Here is an 18,858-nt window from a genome sequence, read left to right as displayed (position 1 = left end):
CGATTGTTGTGGTATAAATTATTATCTCAGTAAGGGGTTGCCAATGCTAAACAAAGACTTAGAACTCACATTAAATGCCGCGTTTCGTGAAGCGCGCACTCGCCGTCATGAGTTTATGACCGTAGAGCACCTTTTACTTGCGCTGTTAGATAATCCTTCAGCAGGAGAAGCCCTAAATGCGTGCGGTGTTAATCTTTCTGGCTTAAAAACCGAATTATTAGAATTTATTGACGAAACAACACCCGTCATCCCAGATCTAGAAGAAGAACGTGAAACTCAGCCAACGCTTGGTTTTCAGCGTGTATTACAGCGTGCGGTGTTTCATGTGCAATCGTCAGGTAAAAATGAAGTTACTGGCGTAAACGTGCTAGTTGCTATTTTTTCTGAGCAAGAGAGCCAAGCTGTTTATTTACTTAAAAAGCAAGATGTATCGCGTTTAGATATTGTTAACTTTATTTCACACGGTATTTCTAAAGCCGATGATGAGTTAGGGGATGACACCGATGATATTCATGAAGAAGTGCAAGAAGTACAAAATGAAGAAGCAAGCAAGCTAGACAGCTTTACAACCAACTTAAACGTTCAAGCACGTGAAGGCAATATAGACCCTTTGATTGGACGTGACAGCGAAGTAGAGCGCACGGTACAAGTATTGTGTCGTCGCAAAAAGAACAACCCATTACTAGTTGGTGAAGCAGGTGTTGGTAAGACAGCAATTGCCGAAGGCTTAGCGTATCGTATTGTTAACGAGCAAGTACCAGAAGTAATTGCAGATGCAGTTGTGTACTCGCTAGATATGGGGGCATTGCTTGCGGGTACTAAATACCGTGGCGATTTTGAAAAGCGCTTTAAAAGCTTATTAAAAGAGCTACAAGCACAGCCTGGGTCTATTTTATTTATTGATGAAATACATACCATAATTGGTGCCGGCGCAGCGTCTGGTGGCGTTATGGATGCATCAAACTTGCTTAAACCACTGCTTTCAAGTGGAAAGTTACGTTGTATGGGTTCAACAACTTACAATGAGTATAAAAATATTTTTGAGAAAGATCGTGCACTAGTACGTCGTTTTCAAAAAATAGATGTGCTTGAACCAAGTGTTGCCGATACCACCAAAATATTAAATGGCTTAAAAGAGCGTTACGAAGAGCACCATGGTATTCGTTATACTCAAAAAGCATTAAAAGCAGCAGCAGAGCTAAGTGCTAAATACATTAATGAACGCCACTTGCCAGATAAAGCAATTGATGTAATTGATGAAGCCGGTGCAAGTCAGCGCCTGCAACCTAGCTCTAAACGTAAAAAAACCATTGGCGTGGCAGATATAGAACTAATTATATCTAAAATGGCACGTATCCCAGCGCAAAGCGTATCATCAACAGATAAAGAAACGCTTAAAAACCTAGACCGTAATCTTAAAATGCTTGTGTTTGGGCAAGATCAATCTATTGACGCGCTTACATCAGCTATTCGTTTATCTCGCTCTGGTTTATCAAGCGAAGAAAAACCAGTTGGCTCGTTCTTATTTGCAGGACCTACCGGTGTAGGTAAAACAGAAGTCACTAAACAGCTTGCTAAATGCATGGGTGTTGAGTTTATTCGTTTTGATATGTCTGAATATGTAGAGCGCCATGCTATTAGTCGGCTAATTGGTGCTCCACCAGGATATGTTGGCTTTGAGCAAGGCGGTTTATTAACAGAAGCTGTTATTAAAAACCCACATGCAGTTGTACTTTTAGATGAGATTGAAAAAGCGCATCCAGACATTTATAACATCCTACTACAGGTAATGGATCACGGTACGTTAACCGATAATAACGGTCGTAAAGCCGATTTTAGAAATGTAGTTGTGGTAATGACAACTAACGCTGGTGTGCAAGAAACCACACGCAAGTCGATTGGTTTTACAGAGCAAGATCATACGCATGATGCAATGGGCGAAATTAATAAAGTATTCTCGCCAGAATTTAGAAACCGTTTAGATAACATCATTTGGTTTAATCACCTTGAACGTGAAGTTATTTTAATGGTGGTTGATAAATTTATTGTGGAACTGCAATCCCAGCTTGATAAAAAATCGGTTAACCTTGAGCTTACGTCTAAAGCACGTGAGTGGTTGGCAGATAAAGGCTACGATAAAGCAATGGGTGCACGACCAATGGCACGTGTTATTCAAGAAGAGCTTAAAAAGCAATTAGCTAACGAAATACTGTTTGGTGAACTTGTTGATGGCGGTACGGTTAAAGTATCGGTTAAAGACAAGAAGATTCGGTTTGATTACGAGAGTAGCTTAACACCAGCGTAAAACGTTAATTAAAAAAGTTTAGTTAAATAAAATGGCTCGCTACATAATAGCGGGCCATTTTTTTGCCCTTTTTTATAGGCAACAAAAAACCCAGTAAAAACTGGGCTTTTTGTTTATTAAATGTAATTGCTAGTCAATGTCTATCAATTACATTTAATAAACGCTTAAAGCTAGTAAACACTAGCCAAAAACTAAATCTCGTTTACGCACTTACTTAGCGAGCACGGAATACGATACGACCTTTCGATAAATCGTAAGGAGTCATTTCTACCGTTACTTTATCGCCGGTTAAAATACGGATATAGTTTTTGCGCATTTTGCCTGAAATATGAGCCACAACTACGTGACCATTTTCTAGCTCAACTCGGAACATTGTATTTGGTAAAGTATCAAGGACTGTCCCTTGCATTTCGATTACGTCTTCTTTCGCCATGTTTAGCGTAACACCTCTTTAATAGTTAAACGCTGCAGATTTTGCCCAAAATACACCAATAAGTAAAGGCGCAGGGGCTATATTTGCAAATTAAATAGCCACCCACTCATCATTAAGCTGTTTTTGAGCTGGTAAAAACTGAGTTTTGTACTTCATTTTGTTGCATTCATCAATTTGATAGCCCAAGTACACGTATTGCTTATTTTGCTCTTTTGCAAATCTAAGCTGCTCTAATATCATCACAGAGCCTAAACTATAGTGTTCAAAATCGGGGTCGAAAAAGGTATAGATTGCAGAAATAGCGCTATTCATACAATCAGTTACGGCAACTGCGACTAAAGTATCTTGGTGCCATAGTTCAATAAATGTGATTTTGAGCCAACTGCAAAGTAAAAAGCTTTGAAACTGTTCTTTTTCAGGAGGATACATACTTCCATCCTGGTGACGCATTGTTATGTACTTACTATAAAGCGGATAGTACTCAGGTCGCTCTTGCGTCGAATATTTCACTTCAAACTGGCTTTTTGCTTTGTTTAGTTTACGTTTTTGCGATTTTGAGGGGATAAAGTCTTGTGCTAATACACGTACAGAATTACATGCACTGCATATTGGGCAATGCGGACGGTATATTTGGTTACCACTGCGACGAAACCCCAAACCTAATAATGACTCAAATTTGTCGGTACTGTAGCAACTAGGATCTAGAATAACTAAAAGTTGTTCTTGTCTGTTGGGCAAATAACTACAGTCAAACTCTTGGGTTAAACCAACACGTGCAGGAAGTTGTTCATTCATAGATTGCGTCAAGTTCTTGTGGCTCCCACATAATAGGGTTAACGATATAGTTATGTGCAGCTTTTAGTTTAGTCAAAAATGTTGAGCGAGGAATTACTTGTGCACCGAGGGTCATTAAATAAGGGTTTTCTAACTGGCAATCAATAAAATGCGCATTGTGACGTTTAAGCCAATTTACCAGTGCCCACATCGCAAGCTTAGAGCAATTGGTTTGATGATGAAACATCGACTCGCCACAAAATACACCATTTTGCATAATACCGTATAAGCCTCCTGCAAGCTCTCCGTTACTCCACACCTCTAAACTATGAGCAATGCCCGCATTGTGTGCATTAACGTAAGCGCTGAGCATGTCAGAAGTGATCCAGGTACCATCGGTGTCAAGGCGTTGATCGCGACATGCTTCTATCACCTCTTCAAAGGCATTATTAATGGTTACTCTCACAGGGTGCTTTTTTAAATGCTTACGCAGACTCTTACTTATATGAAAATCATCCAGTTCAAAAATCCCGCGTTCGCTCGGCGACCACCACATAATAGGCTCATCTTCACTAAACCAAGGGAATATTCCGCTTTTGTAGGCATTACTTAGGCGAGGTAAACTTAAATCTCCGCCAATTGCGAGTAAGCCATCAGGGGATTCTAATGCGTATTCCGGATTGGGGAATGCTATATCGTTTTCGCTTAATTGGTATAGCTGATTTCTCATACAGTACTTATCTTATAATTGATCGTAAAAGTGTAACTATATTTTAGGCATAAAAAAAGGGCTGAATAATCAGCCCTATAATAATTTATTTAATTGCTTATAAATTATCTAAGAAACGTTCTGCATCAAGGGCAGCCATACAGCCTGTACCCGCTGATGTGATTGCTTGACGGTAAATGTGGTCAGATACATCACCAGCAGCAAAAACGCCTTCTACACTTGTTTGAGTCGCGTTACCGTTCAATCCAGACTCTACAACTAAGTAGCCATCTTTCATTTCTAGTTGGCCAACAAACATATCTGTATTTGGCTTATGGCCAATAGCAATAAATACACCAGCTAAATCTAGTTCTTCAGTTGCATCAGAGTGTGCATCTTTAATACGAACGCCTGTTACACCCATTTGGTCGCCTAATACTTCGTCAAGCGTGCGGTTGTAATGCATTACAACGTTACCGTTTGCTGCTTTTTCAGCAAGGCGGTCTGCAAGTATTTTTTCACTGCGGAAACTATCACGACGATGAATAACATGTACTTCGTCAGCAATGTTAGATAAGTAAAGCGCTTCTTCAACCGCCGTATTACCACCACCAACAACCGCTACTTTCTGACCTTTATAGAAAAAGCCGTCACATGTAGCACATGCTGAAACACCACGGCCTTGGAAATTAGTTTCAGACTCTAAGCCTAAGTATTTAGCAGACGCACCCGTTGCAATGATTAACGCATCACATGTGTAAGTACCTTGGTCGCCAGTTAGTGTGAAAGGGCGCTTAGATACATCTACTTTATTAATGTGATCAAACACAATTTCAGTTTCAAAGCGCTCAGCGTGCTCTTTCATACGATCCATTAATGCAGGACCTGTTAAGCCGTGTGCATCACCAGGCCAGTTTTCAACTTCAGTCGTGGTTGTTAATTGGCCACCTTGTTGAATGCCTGTAATTAAAACAGGGTTTAAATTTGCACGTGCTGCATATACTGCGGCAGTATAACCAGCTGGGCCAGAGCCTAAAATTAGTAGCTTACAATGTTTTGCTTCAGTCATTATTTTTTCCTAAACGTTTAATACGGTCTTTAATGCGCTCGATTCTAAGAAAAACAAGGCAGAAGTAAACAAAATCCGAGATTATTTTTTTTAGCAAATCGAAAAGCTGTGCAGTATTGTGTACTAGAGATTGTGGCTTTTGCGTTTAATAAAGTAAAGTAGCTCAATAAATAGACTAACAGGCAACAAAACAACGTTAATTCATGACCACTTTGATTTTTTTTGTTATGTTTTACCTAATTTTATTTGTCACTGATAAATCATGTGACCCAAGTGAATAGGCAACTATGTTATTTTGGCAGGAAAAACCCGCATTCGGGTTGACTTCAAAAGACGTTAACGTCTTAACCAATGCGCAAGATTACCGAACGCAATTGCTACGTTTGATCAGTAGCGCAAAAAAACGAATTTATATCACAGCGCTTTATTTACAAGATGACGAAGCAGGTCGCGAAATTTTAGAAGCTTTGCACCGTGTGTCATTAACAAACCCAGCACTTGAAATAAAAGTGCTGGTGGATTTTCATCGTGCGCAACGTGGTTTAATTGGTGCAGAGAAATCTGATGGTAACGCAAGTTTATACTGTGACGATTTAGAAAAGTTTAAATTGAACGTACAAGTTTATGGCGTACCTGTAAAAGCTAAAGAATTATTTGGCGTATTACATTTAAAGGGTTTTGTCATTGACGATACCTTACTTTACAGCGGCGCAAGCTTAAACAACGTGTATTTGCAGTATAACGAGCGTTACAGACTCGATCGTTACTTTTTAATAACGCAGAGCGAGCTGTGTGATTCAGTGGTTGATTTTATTGAGACAAAGCTAATTAGCTCCGTTGCTGTGCCACGCATAGACACACGACCGCTTAAGCGTTTACACGACTTCAAACTTGATCAAAAGCAATTAATGCGTGATTTAAAAGTCGCAAGTTACAACGCAGCAGAGCAACTAAATACGCAAGCATTAGGTATTCGTTTGTTTTTAGGGCTTGGTCGTCGTAATAACGAATTAAATCGTTTAATAAAAGCGTTATTTGATACCACAGAGCAAGAGCTTGTGTTGTATACGCCATACTTTAATTTTCCGGCGCCACTTATGCGATCACTGCGCCGATTATTAAAGCAAGGTAAGCAAGTTACTATTGTGGTGGGGGATAAAACAGCCAATGACTTTTATTTACCGCCAAGTGAGCCGTTTAGTAAAATAGGGGCATTACCTTATTTATACGAAACTATTTTGCATAAGTTTGTAAAAACGCAAAAACGTCACATCGATAACGGTAATTTAAATGTGTATCTGTGGAAAGATGAAAGTAATTCGTTTCATTTAAAAGGTATTTGCTCAGATAGAACAAAACATTTACTGAGTGGGCATAACTTAAATCCGCGTGCATGGGGTCTTGATATCGAAAACGGTATTTTAATAGAAGATCCAGAGCAAACAATTATGGATGCTATTGATAACGAAAAGCAGGAAATTTTACAACACTGCCGACGTTTAACAGGCCCAGATGATTTAGAAACAATGGATGATTACCCGCAGCCAGTTAAAAAACTACTTGGCCAAGCTAAGCGCGTAAAAGTAGATTTTATAATTAAGCGTTTCATATAAATTTACTTTAAATCAGACATAAAAAAAGCAGCTAATTAGCTGCTTTTTTTATGGGTTGTAGTTAGGTAGCTACATTACTTAATACCAACCTAACTACGAAACGCTAAATTATGCGTTTTCTACCGCTGTGCGTGGGTCAACATATTCCATGTTGAACGCTTCAGCTACTTCTTTGTAAGTTACTTGGCCTTTAATTACGTTTAAGCCTTTTAAGAAGTGAGCGTCATCTAGTAGCGCCTTTTTATAGCCTTTGTTTGCAAGGTTAATGATGAAAGGCAATGTTGCATTGTTAAGTGCAAACGTAGATGTGCGTGGAACTGCACCTGGCATGTTAGCAACACAGTAGTGAACAACTTCATCAACGATGAAAGTTGGATCAGCATGCGTAGTTGCTTTAGAAGTAGCAATACAGCCACCTTGGTCGATTGCAACGTCAACAATTGCAGAGCCAGGTTTCATTGCTTTAATGTGCTCTGCAGTGACTAGTTTAGGTGCAGCTGCACCTGGGATTAGTACGCCACCAATTACTAAATCAGCTTCTAGTACGTGTTTTTCTAGTGCATCAGCAGTTGAGTAAATAGCTTTTACTTTATTACCAAATTGCGCGTCTAGTGCACGTAATACGTCGATGTTACGATCAAGAACCACAACTTCAGCACCAAGGCCAACAGCCATTTGAGCAGCGCTACGACCAACCATGCCGCCGCCAATTACAACAACTTTAGCTGCTTCAACACCTGGTACGCCACCTAATAGCATGCCGCGACCGTGGTTAGATTTTTCTAGCGCTTGTGCACCAGCTTGAATAGACATTCGACCAGCCACTTCGCTCATAGGCGCAAGAAGCGGTAAACCACCGCGAGAGTCAGTTACAGTTTCGTATGCAATACAAATAGCTTTACTTTTTACAAGGTCTTCAGTTTGTGGAAGATCAGGTGCAAGGTGTAAGTAAGTGAAAAGGATTTGGTCTTCACGCAACATTGCACGTTCAACAGCTTGCGGCTCTTTTACTTTTACAATCATGTCGGCTTTAGCGAAAACATCAGCAGCAGTTGCTAAAATTTCAGCACCTGCTTGTGTGTAGTCTTCGTTAGTAAAACCAATGCCCATGCCTGCATCAGTTTCTACAATCACTTGGTGACCGTGGTTTACTAATTCACGAACACTCGCAGGAACCATACCTACACGGTATTCATGGTTTTTAATTTCTTTAGGTACACCAATAATCATAACATTTGCCTTATTAAGAACGGATTAACATTTTTCACTATTATATTCATCATAAGCCAGTGTGTCTCACCTTTTTTAAAGTGGGTTCTAGTGTTATTATCTAAATAATAAAAATAAACAGCATAAAAAACTAGTTGGTACTATGCATCAGTTATTAGATAGAATTGACCGAAAAATTTTGATGGAATTACAACATGATGGGCGCCTTTCCAATGTTGAACTGGCCAGACGAGTTGGCCTAAGCGCCACGCCCTGTCTCGAACGGGTAAAAAAACTAGAACGAGAAGGTTACATATTAGGTTACAAAGCAGTGGTCGACCCTGCTAAGCTTGGGCAAGGTTTATCGGTGTATGTAGAGGTAACAATTACCAAAACATCACCCGATGTATTTGATGAGTTTAGTGCTGCTGTAAAAAAGCATGAAGAAATTATAGAATGCCATTTGGTGTCGGGTAATTTCGACTTTTTACTTAAAACACGCGTAAATGATATGTCAGAATACCGTGGCGTATTAGGCGACATACTATTGAAACTTCCAAATGTAAGTGAAAGCCGTACTTATGTAGTAATGGAAGAAGTAAAAGGTGAAGAAGGTGTAATTATTCGCCCGTATATTGCTTAACAGTATTTATAATAGGCTGACATTTGCTTTTATCTGCCTAAATTATAAAAACGTGTTCATAATCAGGCCATCAAGGTTAAGATAAAGTGCAACAAATTGCATTTCCTGCTAAGGTATTTCACTGCTAAGTAAGTGTGAATAAAATAGAATAATAAAGAGGAATAGGGAACTATGCGCCTAAACGGTGTGCAAAGACTATTAGAAACAGGGCTGATTATCAGTACCTTTACAGCAATATTTATTTTATGTGCCTTAATCAGCTTTGATCCAGTTGATCCTTCGTGGTCGCAAACTGGTGAATTTAGAAACGTAAAAAATATTACGGGCACAGCTGGTGCATGGATAGCTGACATTTTATTACTTACTTTTGGTTGGTTGGCTTATTTAGTACCTGCTGCCATTCAATTATTTGGCTACTTGTTATTTAAACAACCTCACCGCATTTTACAGCTTGATTACACTACTTTAGCGCTGCGAGTTATTGGTTTTGCTTTATTTATTACCTCAGCTACCGCTATTAGCAGTATCAACTTTGACGATATTTATAACTTCTCTTCTGGTGGGGTAGTGGGCGATGTTATTGCATCAGCCATGATGCCTGCATTTAACTTTACCGGTACATCTATATTATTGCTGTGTTTCTTTTTTGCCGGACTAACTCTATTAACGGGTGTATCGTGGGTTGATTTTGTTGATTATCTTGGCGATTTAATGGTTAGGTTTTATCGTTTTATCGTGTCGTATGCAAAAGGCTGGATGCACCGAGAACACGCTGCAGGTACAGTAAATAATAACGATGAAGTAGACGCCCATTTTGAAGACGATATAAAAGAGCAAATAGAGCTGCCTGCATCGGCTAAAAAAGCAGATAAACAAAAAGCAATTAACAAACCGCAAACGCCATTTAGCGAGCCACAAATTAGTGACGACTTTATGCCGTTTGATGAACTCGACGATATACTCGATCAAGAAATTGGCTTTAGCGCCATAGACGACGAGCCAATGGACACGGCTGCTGCATTAAATGCACTTGATCAAAGCCAAGTTGTAGAACCTGAAAAGCCAGTTACAACGGTTGTATCGCCAGCAAGGCCAATGCCTAAGCCAAAAGCAGCCTATCAGCCACCACCAACAGCAAAAGAAAAATTTGAGCAATTATTAACGCAAGAGCCACCACCGGGGCCATTACCGTCACTTGATTTACTCGATAGACCGGACAAAGCTAAAAACCCAATTTCGCAAGAAGAACTCGATACAGTATCGCGCCTAGTAGAGACAAAGCTGCTCGACTTTAACGTACAAGCAACTGTTGTAGCGGTATACCCAGGCCCCGTTGTTACACGTTTTGAACTTGATTTAGCGCCAGGTATAAAAGTGTCTAAAATTACGGGCTTGGCTAAAGATTTAGCCCGTTCGCTTTCGGCAATTAGTGTACGTGTTGTAGAAGTTATTCCGGGTAAAACCTATGTTGGTATTGAACTTCCAAATAAACACCGTGAAATAGTTCGTTTATCAGAAGTTATAAACGCCCCTAAATTTGAGCAAAATCCGTCGCCACTTACCATGGTGCTTGGTAAAGACATTGCCGGTCAGCCGGTATGTGCTGATTTAGGTAAAATGCCACACTTATTGGTGGCCGGTACTACTGGTTCAGGTAAATCAGTGGGCGTTAATGTCATGATAGTAAGCTTGCTGTACAAATCGGGTCCTGACGATGTACGTATGATCATGATTGACCCTAAAATGCTTGAGCTTTCAGTATATGAAGGCATTCCGCATTTATTGTGTGAAGTAGTGACCGACATGAAAGAAGCCGCTAACGCACTGCGTTGGTGTGTTGGCGAAATGGAACGTCGTTATAAATTAATGTCAGCATTGGGTGTGCGTAACTTAAAAGGTTACAACCAAAAAGTGCTTGAAGCCAATGAAGCGGGTTACCCAATTCTTGATCCATTATTTAAAGACACTGATGGCATGAAAGAAGGCCCCGACGAGCTAGGTAAATTACCAAGTATTGTTGTAGTAATAGACGAATTTGCCGACATGATGATGATAGTAGGTAAAAAAGTAGAAGAACTTATTGCACGTATAGCCCAAAAGGCACGTGCGGCAGGCATTCACTTAGTGCTTGCTACGCAGCGTCCGTCGGTAGATGTAATTACCGGCTTAATTAAAGCTAATATTCCAACACGTATGGCGTTTCAGGTATCGAGCAAAATAGATTCACGGACAATACTTGACCAACAAGGCGCCGAAAACTTACTAGGTATGGGTGACATGCTTTATTTACCGCCAGGCACTAGCGTACCAGAGCGTGTGCACGGCGCATTTGTAGACGACCACGAAGTACACGCCGTAGTAAACGATTGGAAAGCGCGTGCTAAACCAAATTATATTGATGAAATACTCAATGGTGATGCCAGTGAAGATATTTTATTACCAGGTGAAGCTAGCGAAAACGCAGATGAAGAATCAGACCCGTTATACGACGAAGCTGTGTCGTTTGTAATTGAAACCGGCAAAGTATCGGTATCGTCAGTGCAACGTAAATTACGTGTTGGCTATAACCGCGCAGCACGTTTAGTAGAACAAATGGAAACATCGGGTATCGTGAGTTCACCAGGTCATAACGGTGCTCGCGATGTATTAGTGCCTAATGGAGCAAATTCATGAAAAAAGTTAACGCCTTATTATTAGTATTAGGCAGCGTACTTGCCGCACCAAGCTTTGCTGACGGCAGCCAAGCATTACAAGACAGACTTGCCATTTTAAAAAGTTTCAAAGCGCAGTTTGCACAAAAAGTAACAGACAAAGAAGGCCAAGCTGTTATGCAAGGCGAGGGCACAATAGCGCTTCAACAGCCTATGATGATTCGCTGGCAGCAAACAAACCCAGACGATACGTTATTTGTATCAAACGGTGATAAAACTTATTACTTCGACAGCTTTGCTGAGCAAGTAACGATTATGAAAACCAGCGGTTTAATCGATTCAACACCGTTTGTGTTACTTACCTCAAAAGATCCAGCACAATGGGAAAAGTACAGCGTACTTGCAACAAATACAGGTTTTAGCGTAACACCAAATAAAGGCGTAGAAAGCCAAGTTGAGCAACTTGATATAACCTTTGCAGGTAATGAGCAAGGCCTTGCTAAATTAGTAGTTACCGACAATTCAGGGCAGTTATCGTCATTTACATTTAATGATGCACAAGTTAATGCGCCGCTTGATAAAAGCACGTTTGAATTTACGCCTCCCGAAGGTGTTGAAATAGACGATCAGAGTAACGGTGAGTAATTTAGGTTTTAACTTTGGGCCTGATGTACGCCCACTTGCCGCGCGTATGCGCCCTACAACGCTTGATGAATACATTGGTCAGCAGCATTTATTAAGCGCTGATAAACCACTGCATCAAGCCATTGTCGCAGGGCGATGCCATAGTTTAATTTTATGGGGTCCGCCTGGTGTGGGTAAAACAACACTTGCGCAAATAATTGCCAACCATGCTGATGCCTCACTTATTCAAATGTCAGCGGTAACCGCAGGCGTAAAAGATATACGCGATGGCGTAACGCAAGCGCGGGACAACCTAGAAAGCCGTGGCCAACGCACCCTTATGTTTGTTGACGAAGTTCATCGCTTTAATAAATCCCAACAAGATGCCTTTTTACCGCACATAGAAGACGGCACCTTTATATTTGTAGGTGCAACCACAGAAAACCCATCGTTTGCCCTTAACAACGCTATATTGTCGCGTGCACGCGTGTATGTTTTAAAATCGCTTGCCGATACCGACTTATACACCGTAATAGAGCGCGCACTTAAACAAGACGAGCAGCTAAGCCAAAAGCACATCACTATTGCCGACAACGCTAAAAAGGCACTGTGCCAAGCAAGTGGCGGCGATGCGCGTAAAGTACTTAATTTACTTGAACAAGCAGTTGATTTAACGTCCGAGCAAAACGGTCAATACAACGTAGATGAGCACGTACTTAGCCAAGTGCTACCAACGCACTTAGCTAAATACGATAAAGGCGGCGATGAATTTTACGATTTAATATCAGCCTTTCACAAATCAGTACGAGGTAGCTCCCCCGACGGTGCACTGTATTGGTATTGCCGAATTTTAGCCGGTGGCGGCGACCCTTTGTATGTTGCAAGGCGATTACTTGCCATTGCAACAGAAGACATTGGTAACGCCGATCCGCGCGCAATGGAAGTTGCCCTAAATGCATGGGATATATTTCAACGTGTTGGCCCAAGCGAGGGCGAGCGTGCAATTGCACAAGCCACACTGTATTTAGCCAGCGCACCTAAAAGTAATGCGGTGTATATGGCGTTTAATCAAGCAAAAGCAGATGCCAAAAACGAGCCAAGTTACCCAGTGCCGGAGCACTTACGTAATGCCCCAACTAATTTAATGAAAGACTTAGGGTATGGCGCTGAGTATCGTTATGCGCATAACGAAGAAGGTGCATTTGCCGCAGGTGAAAAATATTTACCACCAGAGATGGACGGCAAAGAGTATTACTTACCGAGCGAGCGCGGACTTGAGCAAAAAATTAAACAAAAACTCGATTACCTAAAAGAGCGCGATGCGCAAAGCCCACTTAAACGATATGAAAATGATTAAACTTTATATGATGATCGCCCTTGGCGGAGCCTCAGGTGCGTGTTTACGGTTTTTTATTAGCGAAAGCATGCTAAAACTCCTCGGTAGGGGATTCCCTTTTGGCACGTTGACGGTTAATATTCTGGGTTCATTGTTAATGGGCATTTTGTACGGTTTGATAGATAAAGAAATTATCACCGCAAGCCCCGCCAAAACCCTTATCGGTATTGGCTTTTTAGGTGCATTAACCACCTTTTCAACATTCTCAATGGACTCGTTGTTGTTATTACAACAAGGTCACTTTATTAAAATGGCCCTCAATATCATCTTAAACGTGATGGTGTGTATTTTTATGGCTTGGCTGGGCCTTCAGCTAGTAATGCAAAAAGGTTAAAAAACTAACATGTTAGATTCTAAATTTTTACGTCAAGACATCGAACAAACTGCAGCACGTTTAGCGGCGCGCGGTTACGAACTCGATGTAGCGACGGTAACGGCACTTGAAGAAAAACGTAAAACATTACAAGTAAAAACGCAAGAACTTCAAAGTCAACGTAATGCAAGCGCAAAAGCAATTGGTCAAGCCAAAGCAAAAGGCGAAGACGCACAGCCATTACTTGATGCAGTGGCTAACTTAGGCAGTGAGCTAGACGCCGCTAAAACAGAGCAAGATGAAGTATTAGCCGCTATTAACGACATTGCGTTAGCAATTCCAAACTTGCCAGACGAGTCAGTACCTGCAGGTAAAGACGAAGATGACAACGTTGAAATTTTAACGTGGGGCACACCTAAAAAGTTTGATTTTGAAGTTAAAGACCACGTAGATGTAGGCCAAGACCTAAACGGTTTAGACTTTGAAATGGGCGTTAAAATTAGTGGTGCACGCTTTACCGTAATGCGCGGCCAAGTTGCGCGTATGCACCGTGCACTAACGCAATTTATGCTAGATACACACGCTGATAAAAACGGCTATACAGAAATGTATGTACCGTACTTAGTAAATAGCGCAAGCCTTTATGGCACAAGCCAATTACCTAAATTTGCGGGCGATTTGTTCCACACATTAGGCCTTGTAAACGACGACGGCGAACAACAAGCCGGCTTTAGCTTAATTCCTACAGCTGAAGTACCGCTTACAAACAGCGCCCGCGACGAAATTTACGATGAAAGCGATTTACCAATTCGCTTAGTTGCCCACACTCCATGTTTTAGAAGCGAAGCAGGCAGCTATGGTCGCGATACACGTGGCTTAATTCGTCAGCACCAGTTTGATAAAGTTGAACTAGTACAGCTTGTAAAACCAGAAGACTCAATGGCAACACTTGAAGAGTTAACAGGTCACGCAGAGCAAATACTACAAGCGCTAGAACTTCCGTACCGTAAAGTAATTTTATGTATGGGCGACATGGGCTTTGGCTCAGCTAAAACATACGATTTAGAAGTATGGCTACCTGCGCAAGACACATATCGCGAAATTTCATCATGTTCAAATATGGCTGACTTTCAGGCGCGTAGAATGCAAGCACGTTTTCGTCGTGAAGGTGTTAAAAAGCCAGAGTTACTACATACACTAAATGGTTCAGGCTTAGCCGTTGGCCGTACATTAGTAGCCATACTAGAAAACTACCAACAAGCCGATGGGTCAGTAGTCGTACCAGAAGTATTACGCCCATACATGGGTGGACTTGAAGTAATTGGTAAACAATAAAAATCAAGTTTAAGTTAAGCAAGCTTTAAGCTTGTAAATCTTAAGACGAAAGCCGCTGTTTGCAATGAACAGCGGCTTTTTTGTTTTAGGTTAAAAAAGGTAATAATAAGGTTCAGCTAATATGTAGGACGTGCTTTAGCGCGTTACAGCTCTTTGACAAAAATATACGCCTGTCCCTTTTATCAGTTTCTTGCGCTACATTTTGCGAATTTACCAAATGGTTTAAACATAACATAACTTCACTTGAGTATCTCCCATAGAGCCAGGGTGGTAATCCGGCCTCACAAGCAAGTTACTGTGAAAATCTAAACCGGCATCATGCAGTCATTTTCATGCGTGTAATTTAGGTTTAAGACTGCCAATGATTTATTTAATGAGTCAAATGAAAGTAATTCAGTGGTAGATTTTTATCTGTTCAATTAGAGTAGCTGTCCTGTTTAAATACTGTCTAAATACAAATACGATTGTCCTAGCTATCGACATCATGGGCATGATCCAAACCAGTACCGTATGAGTGTAGTGGGACAGTGATTTTGGCCACCCATTAAGAAAGAAATGTTATGCTAATAAGCATACCAGTTTGGGTGAAAAAATGACGAAATTAAAACGCGCAACGTATTCAGCGGCAATTAAATTAGAAACGGCTCAGCTTGTAGTCAACCAAGGTTACACACAAGACGATGCAGCCAAGGCTATGGGTGTTGGTAAATCAACCGTAAGTAAATGGGTTACTCAATTAAAGCAAGAACGTAATGGTCAGTTACCATCGGCTTCACCAATGACGCCCTAACAAATTGAAATCCGTGAACTTAAGGTGGCTGTCTGGTTTGGTCCATGATTTACAATTGGAGTGGCTGTCTAGTTTAATGCGGTCTAGTTTAATGCGAGCTTTGATATTACGCGTAAACATTCAACAACCGATTGTACCCAGATAGAAATCCGGCTATGGTTTGTTTATCAAGATAAATAAACAAGCTAATTTACAGGTTTGCTATGTCTCACGAAGGTTTTATCGCTCTATGAATGTTTTTCTAATAATTGCAGGTACATTAAGTGGTGTTGTAGCAACTTTGCATTTAGGTTGTATTTATTTTGGAGGTTCTTGGTATCGGTTCTTCGGTGCAGGAGAGCAAATGGCATTACTTTCTGAGCAAGGAAGTATTAAACCAACTCTTATTACTAGTGTAATTTTTCTGATTCTATCAACTTGGTCATTGTATGCATTTTCAGCCGCAGGTGTTATTTTTACACTTCCATTCATCCGCCTAGCTCTTGTATTAATAACTTTAATTTATTTAGCCCGAGGTGTTGCAGGGTTCTTTTTAATAAATAACCCTATGGGGCGTTCGCCTGAGTTTTGGGTTTGGAGTTCTATTATTTGTTTATCTTTTGGTATTGTTCACCTTGTTGGTTTAAAACAACAATGGGCAAGCTTGTGAGTAGAGTGTAATCTAATAAAGAATCAAACGAGGGCTATTACAATTGGCTTTTGGTAAAGCATTATATTTATAGTTAACTACTTCTCACCAATAATTGACTGAACAAGGAATATTAAAATGGATAAAATGTCAGTTCACATAAACTCTAAACCTTTAGAAATTTACCCGCAAAAACAAACTTTAAAGGTGGTAGCTGATGAAGTAACCGAAAAAGCGACTGTGCACAAAGTAGCTGTTCAAAGTGACCAAGTGGATATATCCGAAGAAGGAAAAGAAAAAAGTCTGGAAGACCAAAATCGAGAGGCGTTACGTAAGTTATCAGGCAATGAAGATGTAAATCAAGCATCACAATCTGAAGAAGATCCTATTGATGAACAGATTGCTGAAATACAAGAAAAGATAGAAAAACTACTACAGGAAACTGCATTATTACGCAGCAAAGAAGATGAAGAGTCGCAGGCTAAAGTGAAGGTACTAGAAGCCGAAATTACAGGGCTTAGCACTCAACTTATTGAGTTATTGAAACAGAAATTAGAATCGGGCAAATAACAAGCACAGTAAGTATATGGTACGCAGTTGAAAACTTAAAAACGTTATTAAGTACGTAATAAAGCCGCTACCTTACTCTAAAAGCGCAGCGGCTCTTATCTCCTTTGTGAATTAATTTGATGTCATCAACATTAGCTTTGCCTCTTTGCCGTCTGTTAATACCGCGACGTTACCTTTATCAGTTATAAACACATCTCTTAACCTGCCTGCGGCCTTGGGAAATACGTGAGACTGCGTAAATTCACCACTTGCCAGATTAACGCTGTAGAGCTTTTTATCAACAAGGGTAGTGATAAGCACATGTTGCTGTAACGAGGGAAAAGTTGCATGTTTAGAGCCGTAATATGCCATGCCGGAAGGCGCTATTGATGGCGTCCAATTAACACTTGGTTTTTGCATGCCTTTATATTCGGTAAATGGTGAAATACGCGCTTGTGAGTAATCTTTGCCATAGGTGATTACCGGCCAGCCGTAATTAGTGCCAGCGTTTAAGTAGTTTAGCTCGTCACCGCCTGCAGGGCCGTGTTCGTGGCTTACAATTTGCTGCGTATCGTAATCATAAACTAAGCCTTGAGGGTTACGATGACCAAGTGAGTAAACAGCATGTGCATTTAGCTTTTTGTGATAAATAAATGGGTTATCTGTTGGAATGGTGCCATCTAGGTTTATACGTAATATTTTACCAAGTTGGCTGGTGATAACCTGTGCTTGCTCTCTAAAATCAAACCCATCGCCTGTTGAAACTAATAACGTATTGTCAGGTAGGACAAGGGCGCGTCCTGCGTAATGTTGCGGTATGTTTTTATCAGTCGCTACTTTATAAATAACGTTAGGCTTTGAAAAGTCAGTACCATTAAACGTGGCTTTGGCAACAACAAGCCTGTTTGCGCTTGCATCACCTTGGGCATAAGTAAAAATAACTTCTTTTGAGTCGTTATAATCTGGTGATAATACAATGTCGAGTAAACCACCTTGGCCTGCAACGTATAAACCTGTTAGGTTTAATTTTACTCTTGATTGCGCATTGTTTTTAACTATAACGACGTGACCATCACGCTCTGTAATTAACCACGTGCCGTTTGGTAGTTCAACCATGCTCCACGGAGACTGTAATTGCGTAGCCAGTGTTTTTGTACTGTATTGCTCCTTTGGTAACGCAACATCGGCATTAACAGAAAACGAAAAAAGCGAAAGCAAAGTAAAAAAAGAGATACATTGTTTACGGGGCAAGCCTTTGCTAGCATGGCCAGTATAGGAAAAAAGCTTTATTTTAAGTTGAGATAACCATGTCGTTTTTAACACGTATATTGCCTTCATTTTTAGTTTCTTGGTTACTTACATTCACACTTGCTAGCTTGTTTCATAGTCAATACGTTGTCAATCAATTAGTTAATGTAGGTGTGGTGGTGGGCTTTAGTGATCGTGCTAGTTTAACCCTTGATGATTGGTTAGGCTTATTACCTACCTACGGCGCTATTATTGCCGTAGCACTTGCCATCGCTTTTTTTGTTACCGTAAAGCTTAACAAAAAGGTTCAAAAATACAGTACTCAGTTATTTATTATCGCTGGCATTGTGGCATTTACTGTTGTGTTAATTGCCATTGAATCAATTATGAATATTCATATTATAGCGGGCGCAAGGGGCTGGGGTTTTTATGCTCAACTGCTTGCAGGCGCAGTAGGGGGCTTTGTGTTTGCGATGCTTACTAAGGCCCTAAAAACTAAGGCAATAAAAGAGCCTCAACCTTCTACTTAATAAAGCTAAGTGGCCTTATAGTAAGTGGGGCTTATAAAA

17 protein-coding genes and 1 pseudogene are annotated in these 18,858 nt (G+C 40.6%); 12 read left to right on the top strand and 6 right to left on the bottom strand.

What is annotated here, in order from left to right; genetic code table 11:
* Positions 1-43: 43 nt before the first annotated feature.
* Complete coding sequence (gene clpA, locus DC53_RS07940; protein ID WP_033030412.1) at positions 44-2,305, top strand: ATP-dependent Clp protease ATP-binding subunit ClpA; 2,262 nt, start codon at positions 44-46, stop codon at positions 2,303-2,305.
* A 214-nt stretch (positions 2,306-2,519) separates the two neighbouring features.
* Here clpA and infA read toward each other — a convergent pair whose 3' ends face one another.
* The 4 genes from infA to trxB all read right to left on the bottom strand — a co-directional run bounded on the left by infA (position 2,520) and on the right by trxB (position 5,290).
* A complete protein-coding gene (infA, locus tag DC53_RS07945; RefSeq protein WP_002962494.1) occupies positions 2,520-2,738 on the bottom strand; it encodes a translation initiation factor IF-1 in 219 nt (72 codons plus the stop codon).
* 90 nt (positions 2,739-2,828) lie between these two features.
* Entirely contained in the window at positions 2,829-3,533 is a 705-nt protein-coding gene (locus tag DC53_RS07950) for an arginyltransferase (protein WP_033015719.1), read from the bottom strand.
* A complete protein-coding gene (gene aat / locus DC53_RS07955; protein ID WP_007375667.1) occupies positions 3,526-4,242 on the bottom strand; it encodes a leucyl/phenylalanyl-tRNA--protein transferase in 717 nt (238 codons plus the stop codon). The genes DC53_RS07950 and aat overlap by 8 nt, the downstream gene beginning before the upstream one ends.
* Positions 4,243-4,339: 97 nt before the next feature.
* Positions 4,340-5,290, bottom strand: coding sequence for a thioredoxin-disulfide reductase (gene trxB / locus DC53_RS07960; protein WP_007375668.1), 951 nt, complete (start codon positions 5,288-5,290; stop codon positions 4,340-4,342).
* A 287-nt stretch (positions 5,291-5,577) separates the two neighbouring features.
* On the opposite strand from trxB, the gene pssA reads away from it, so the two are divergent.
* Positions 5,578-6,903, top strand: a complete 1,326-nt coding sequence (gene pssA / locus DC53_RS07965) for a CDP-diacylglycerol--serine O-phosphatidyltransferase (protein ID WP_033030410.1) — start codon at positions 5,578-5,580, stop codon at positions 6,901-6,903.
* A 108-nt stretch (positions 6,904-7,011) separates the two neighbouring features.
* Here the strand turns inward: pssA and ald are convergent, their stop codons facing one another.
* Positions 7,012-8,133, bottom strand: a complete 1,122-nt coding sequence (ald, locus tag DC53_RS07970) for an alanine dehydrogenase (protein ID WP_002962982.1) — start codon at positions 8,131-8,133, stop codon at positions 7,012-7,014.
* Positions 8,134-8,275: 142 nt separating this feature from the next.
* Between ald and lrp the strand changes: the two genes are divergently transcribed.
* The 9 genes and pseudogenes from lrp to DC53_RS08010 all read left to right on the top strand — a co-directional run bounded on the left by lrp (position 8,276) and on the right by DC53_RS08010 (position 17,062).
* Positions 8,276-8,755 carry a leucine-responsive transcriptional regulator Lrp gene (gene lrp / locus DC53_RS07975; RefSeq protein ID WP_033014887.1) on the top strand — a complete coding sequence of 160 codons (480 nt, stop codon included), beginning with the start codon at positions 8,276-8,278 and terminating at the stop codon, positions 8,753-8,755.
* Between the two features lie 171 nt (positions 8,756-8,926).
* Entirely contained in the window at positions 8,927-11,428 is a 2,502-nt protein-coding gene (locus DC53_RS07980; protein WP_033030408.1) for a DNA translocase FtsK, read from the top strand.
* Positions 11,425-12,051: an outer membrane lipoprotein periplasmic chaperone LolA gene (gene lolA, locus DC53_RS07985; protein ID WP_033030406.1), complete on the top strand. Its 627-nt coding sequence runs from the start codon at positions 11,425-11,427 to the stop codon at positions 12,049-12,051. The genes DC53_RS07980 and lolA overlap by 4 nt, the downstream gene beginning before the upstream one ends.
* A complete protein-coding gene (locus DC53_RS07990; RefSeq protein ID WP_033030403.1) occupies positions 12,044-13,387 on the top strand; it encodes a replication-associated recombination protein A in 1,344 nt (447 codons plus the stop codon). Before lolA ends, DC53_RS07990 begins: the two co-directional genes overlap by 8 nt.
* The gene (gene crcB, locus DC53_RS07995; protein ID WP_021032117.1) at positions 13,380-13,760 is read left to right on the top strand and encodes a fluoride efflux transporter CrcB; all 381 of its coding nucleotides are present in this window, start codon (positions 13,380-13,382) and stop codon (positions 13,758-13,760) included. The genes DC53_RS07990 and crcB overlap by 8 nt, the downstream gene beginning before the upstream one ends.
* A 9-nt stretch (positions 13,761-13,769) precedes the next feature.
* Positions 13,770-15,074: a serine--tRNA ligase gene (serS, locus tag DC53_RS08000; protein ID WP_008133608.1), complete on the top strand. Its 1,305-nt coding sequence runs from the start codon at positions 13,770-13,772 to the stop codon at positions 15,072-15,074.
* Between the two features lie 592 nt (positions 15,075-15,666).
* Positions 15,667-15,861, top strand: a pseudogene (locus DC53_RS0120580) (transposase); the annotation flags it as partial.
* Positions 15,862-16,093: 232 nt separating this feature from the next.
* Positions 16,094-16,513 (top strand): hypothetical protein, encoded by a 420-nt coding sequence (locus DC53_RS08005; RefSeq protein ID WP_033030401.1) that lies wholly within the window; start codon positions 16,094-16,096, stop codon positions 16,511-16,513.
* A 117-nt stretch (positions 16,514-16,630) separates the two neighbouring features.
* Entirely contained in the window at positions 16,631-17,062 is a 432-nt protein-coding gene (locus DC53_RS08010; RefSeq protein WP_033030399.1) for a hypothetical protein, read from the top strand.
* A gap of 111 nt (positions 17,063-17,173) precedes the next feature.
* Here the strand turns inward: DC53_RS08010 and DC53_RS08015 are convergent, their stop codons facing one another.
* Entirely contained in the window at positions 17,174-18,364 is a 1,191-nt protein-coding gene (locus tag DC53_RS08015; protein ID WP_033030397.1) for a PQQ-dependent sugar dehydrogenase, read from the bottom strand.
* Between DC53_RS08015 and DC53_RS08020 the strand changes: the two genes are divergently transcribed.
* Positions 18,349-18,819 carry a hypothetical protein gene (locus DC53_RS08020; protein WP_007375682.1) on the top strand — a complete coding sequence of 157 codons (471 nt, stop codon included), beginning with the start codon at positions 18,349-18,351 and terminating at the stop codon, positions 18,817-18,819. The two genes, DC53_RS08015 and DC53_RS08020, sit on opposite strands and share 16 nt — an antisense overlap.
* The last annotated feature ends 39 nt before the right edge of the window (positions 18,820-18,858 follow it).

This window comes from Pseudoalteromonas fuliginea (genome assembly GCF_000690055.1).
GTDB classification, from domain to species: Bacteria; Pseudomonadota; Gammaproteobacteria; order Enterobacterales; family Alteromonadaceae; genus Pseudoalteromonas; species Pseudoalteromonas fuliginea.
Note: the sequence above shows the minus strand (reverse complement) of the source record. Positions and strands in the feature narration are given on the sequence as shown.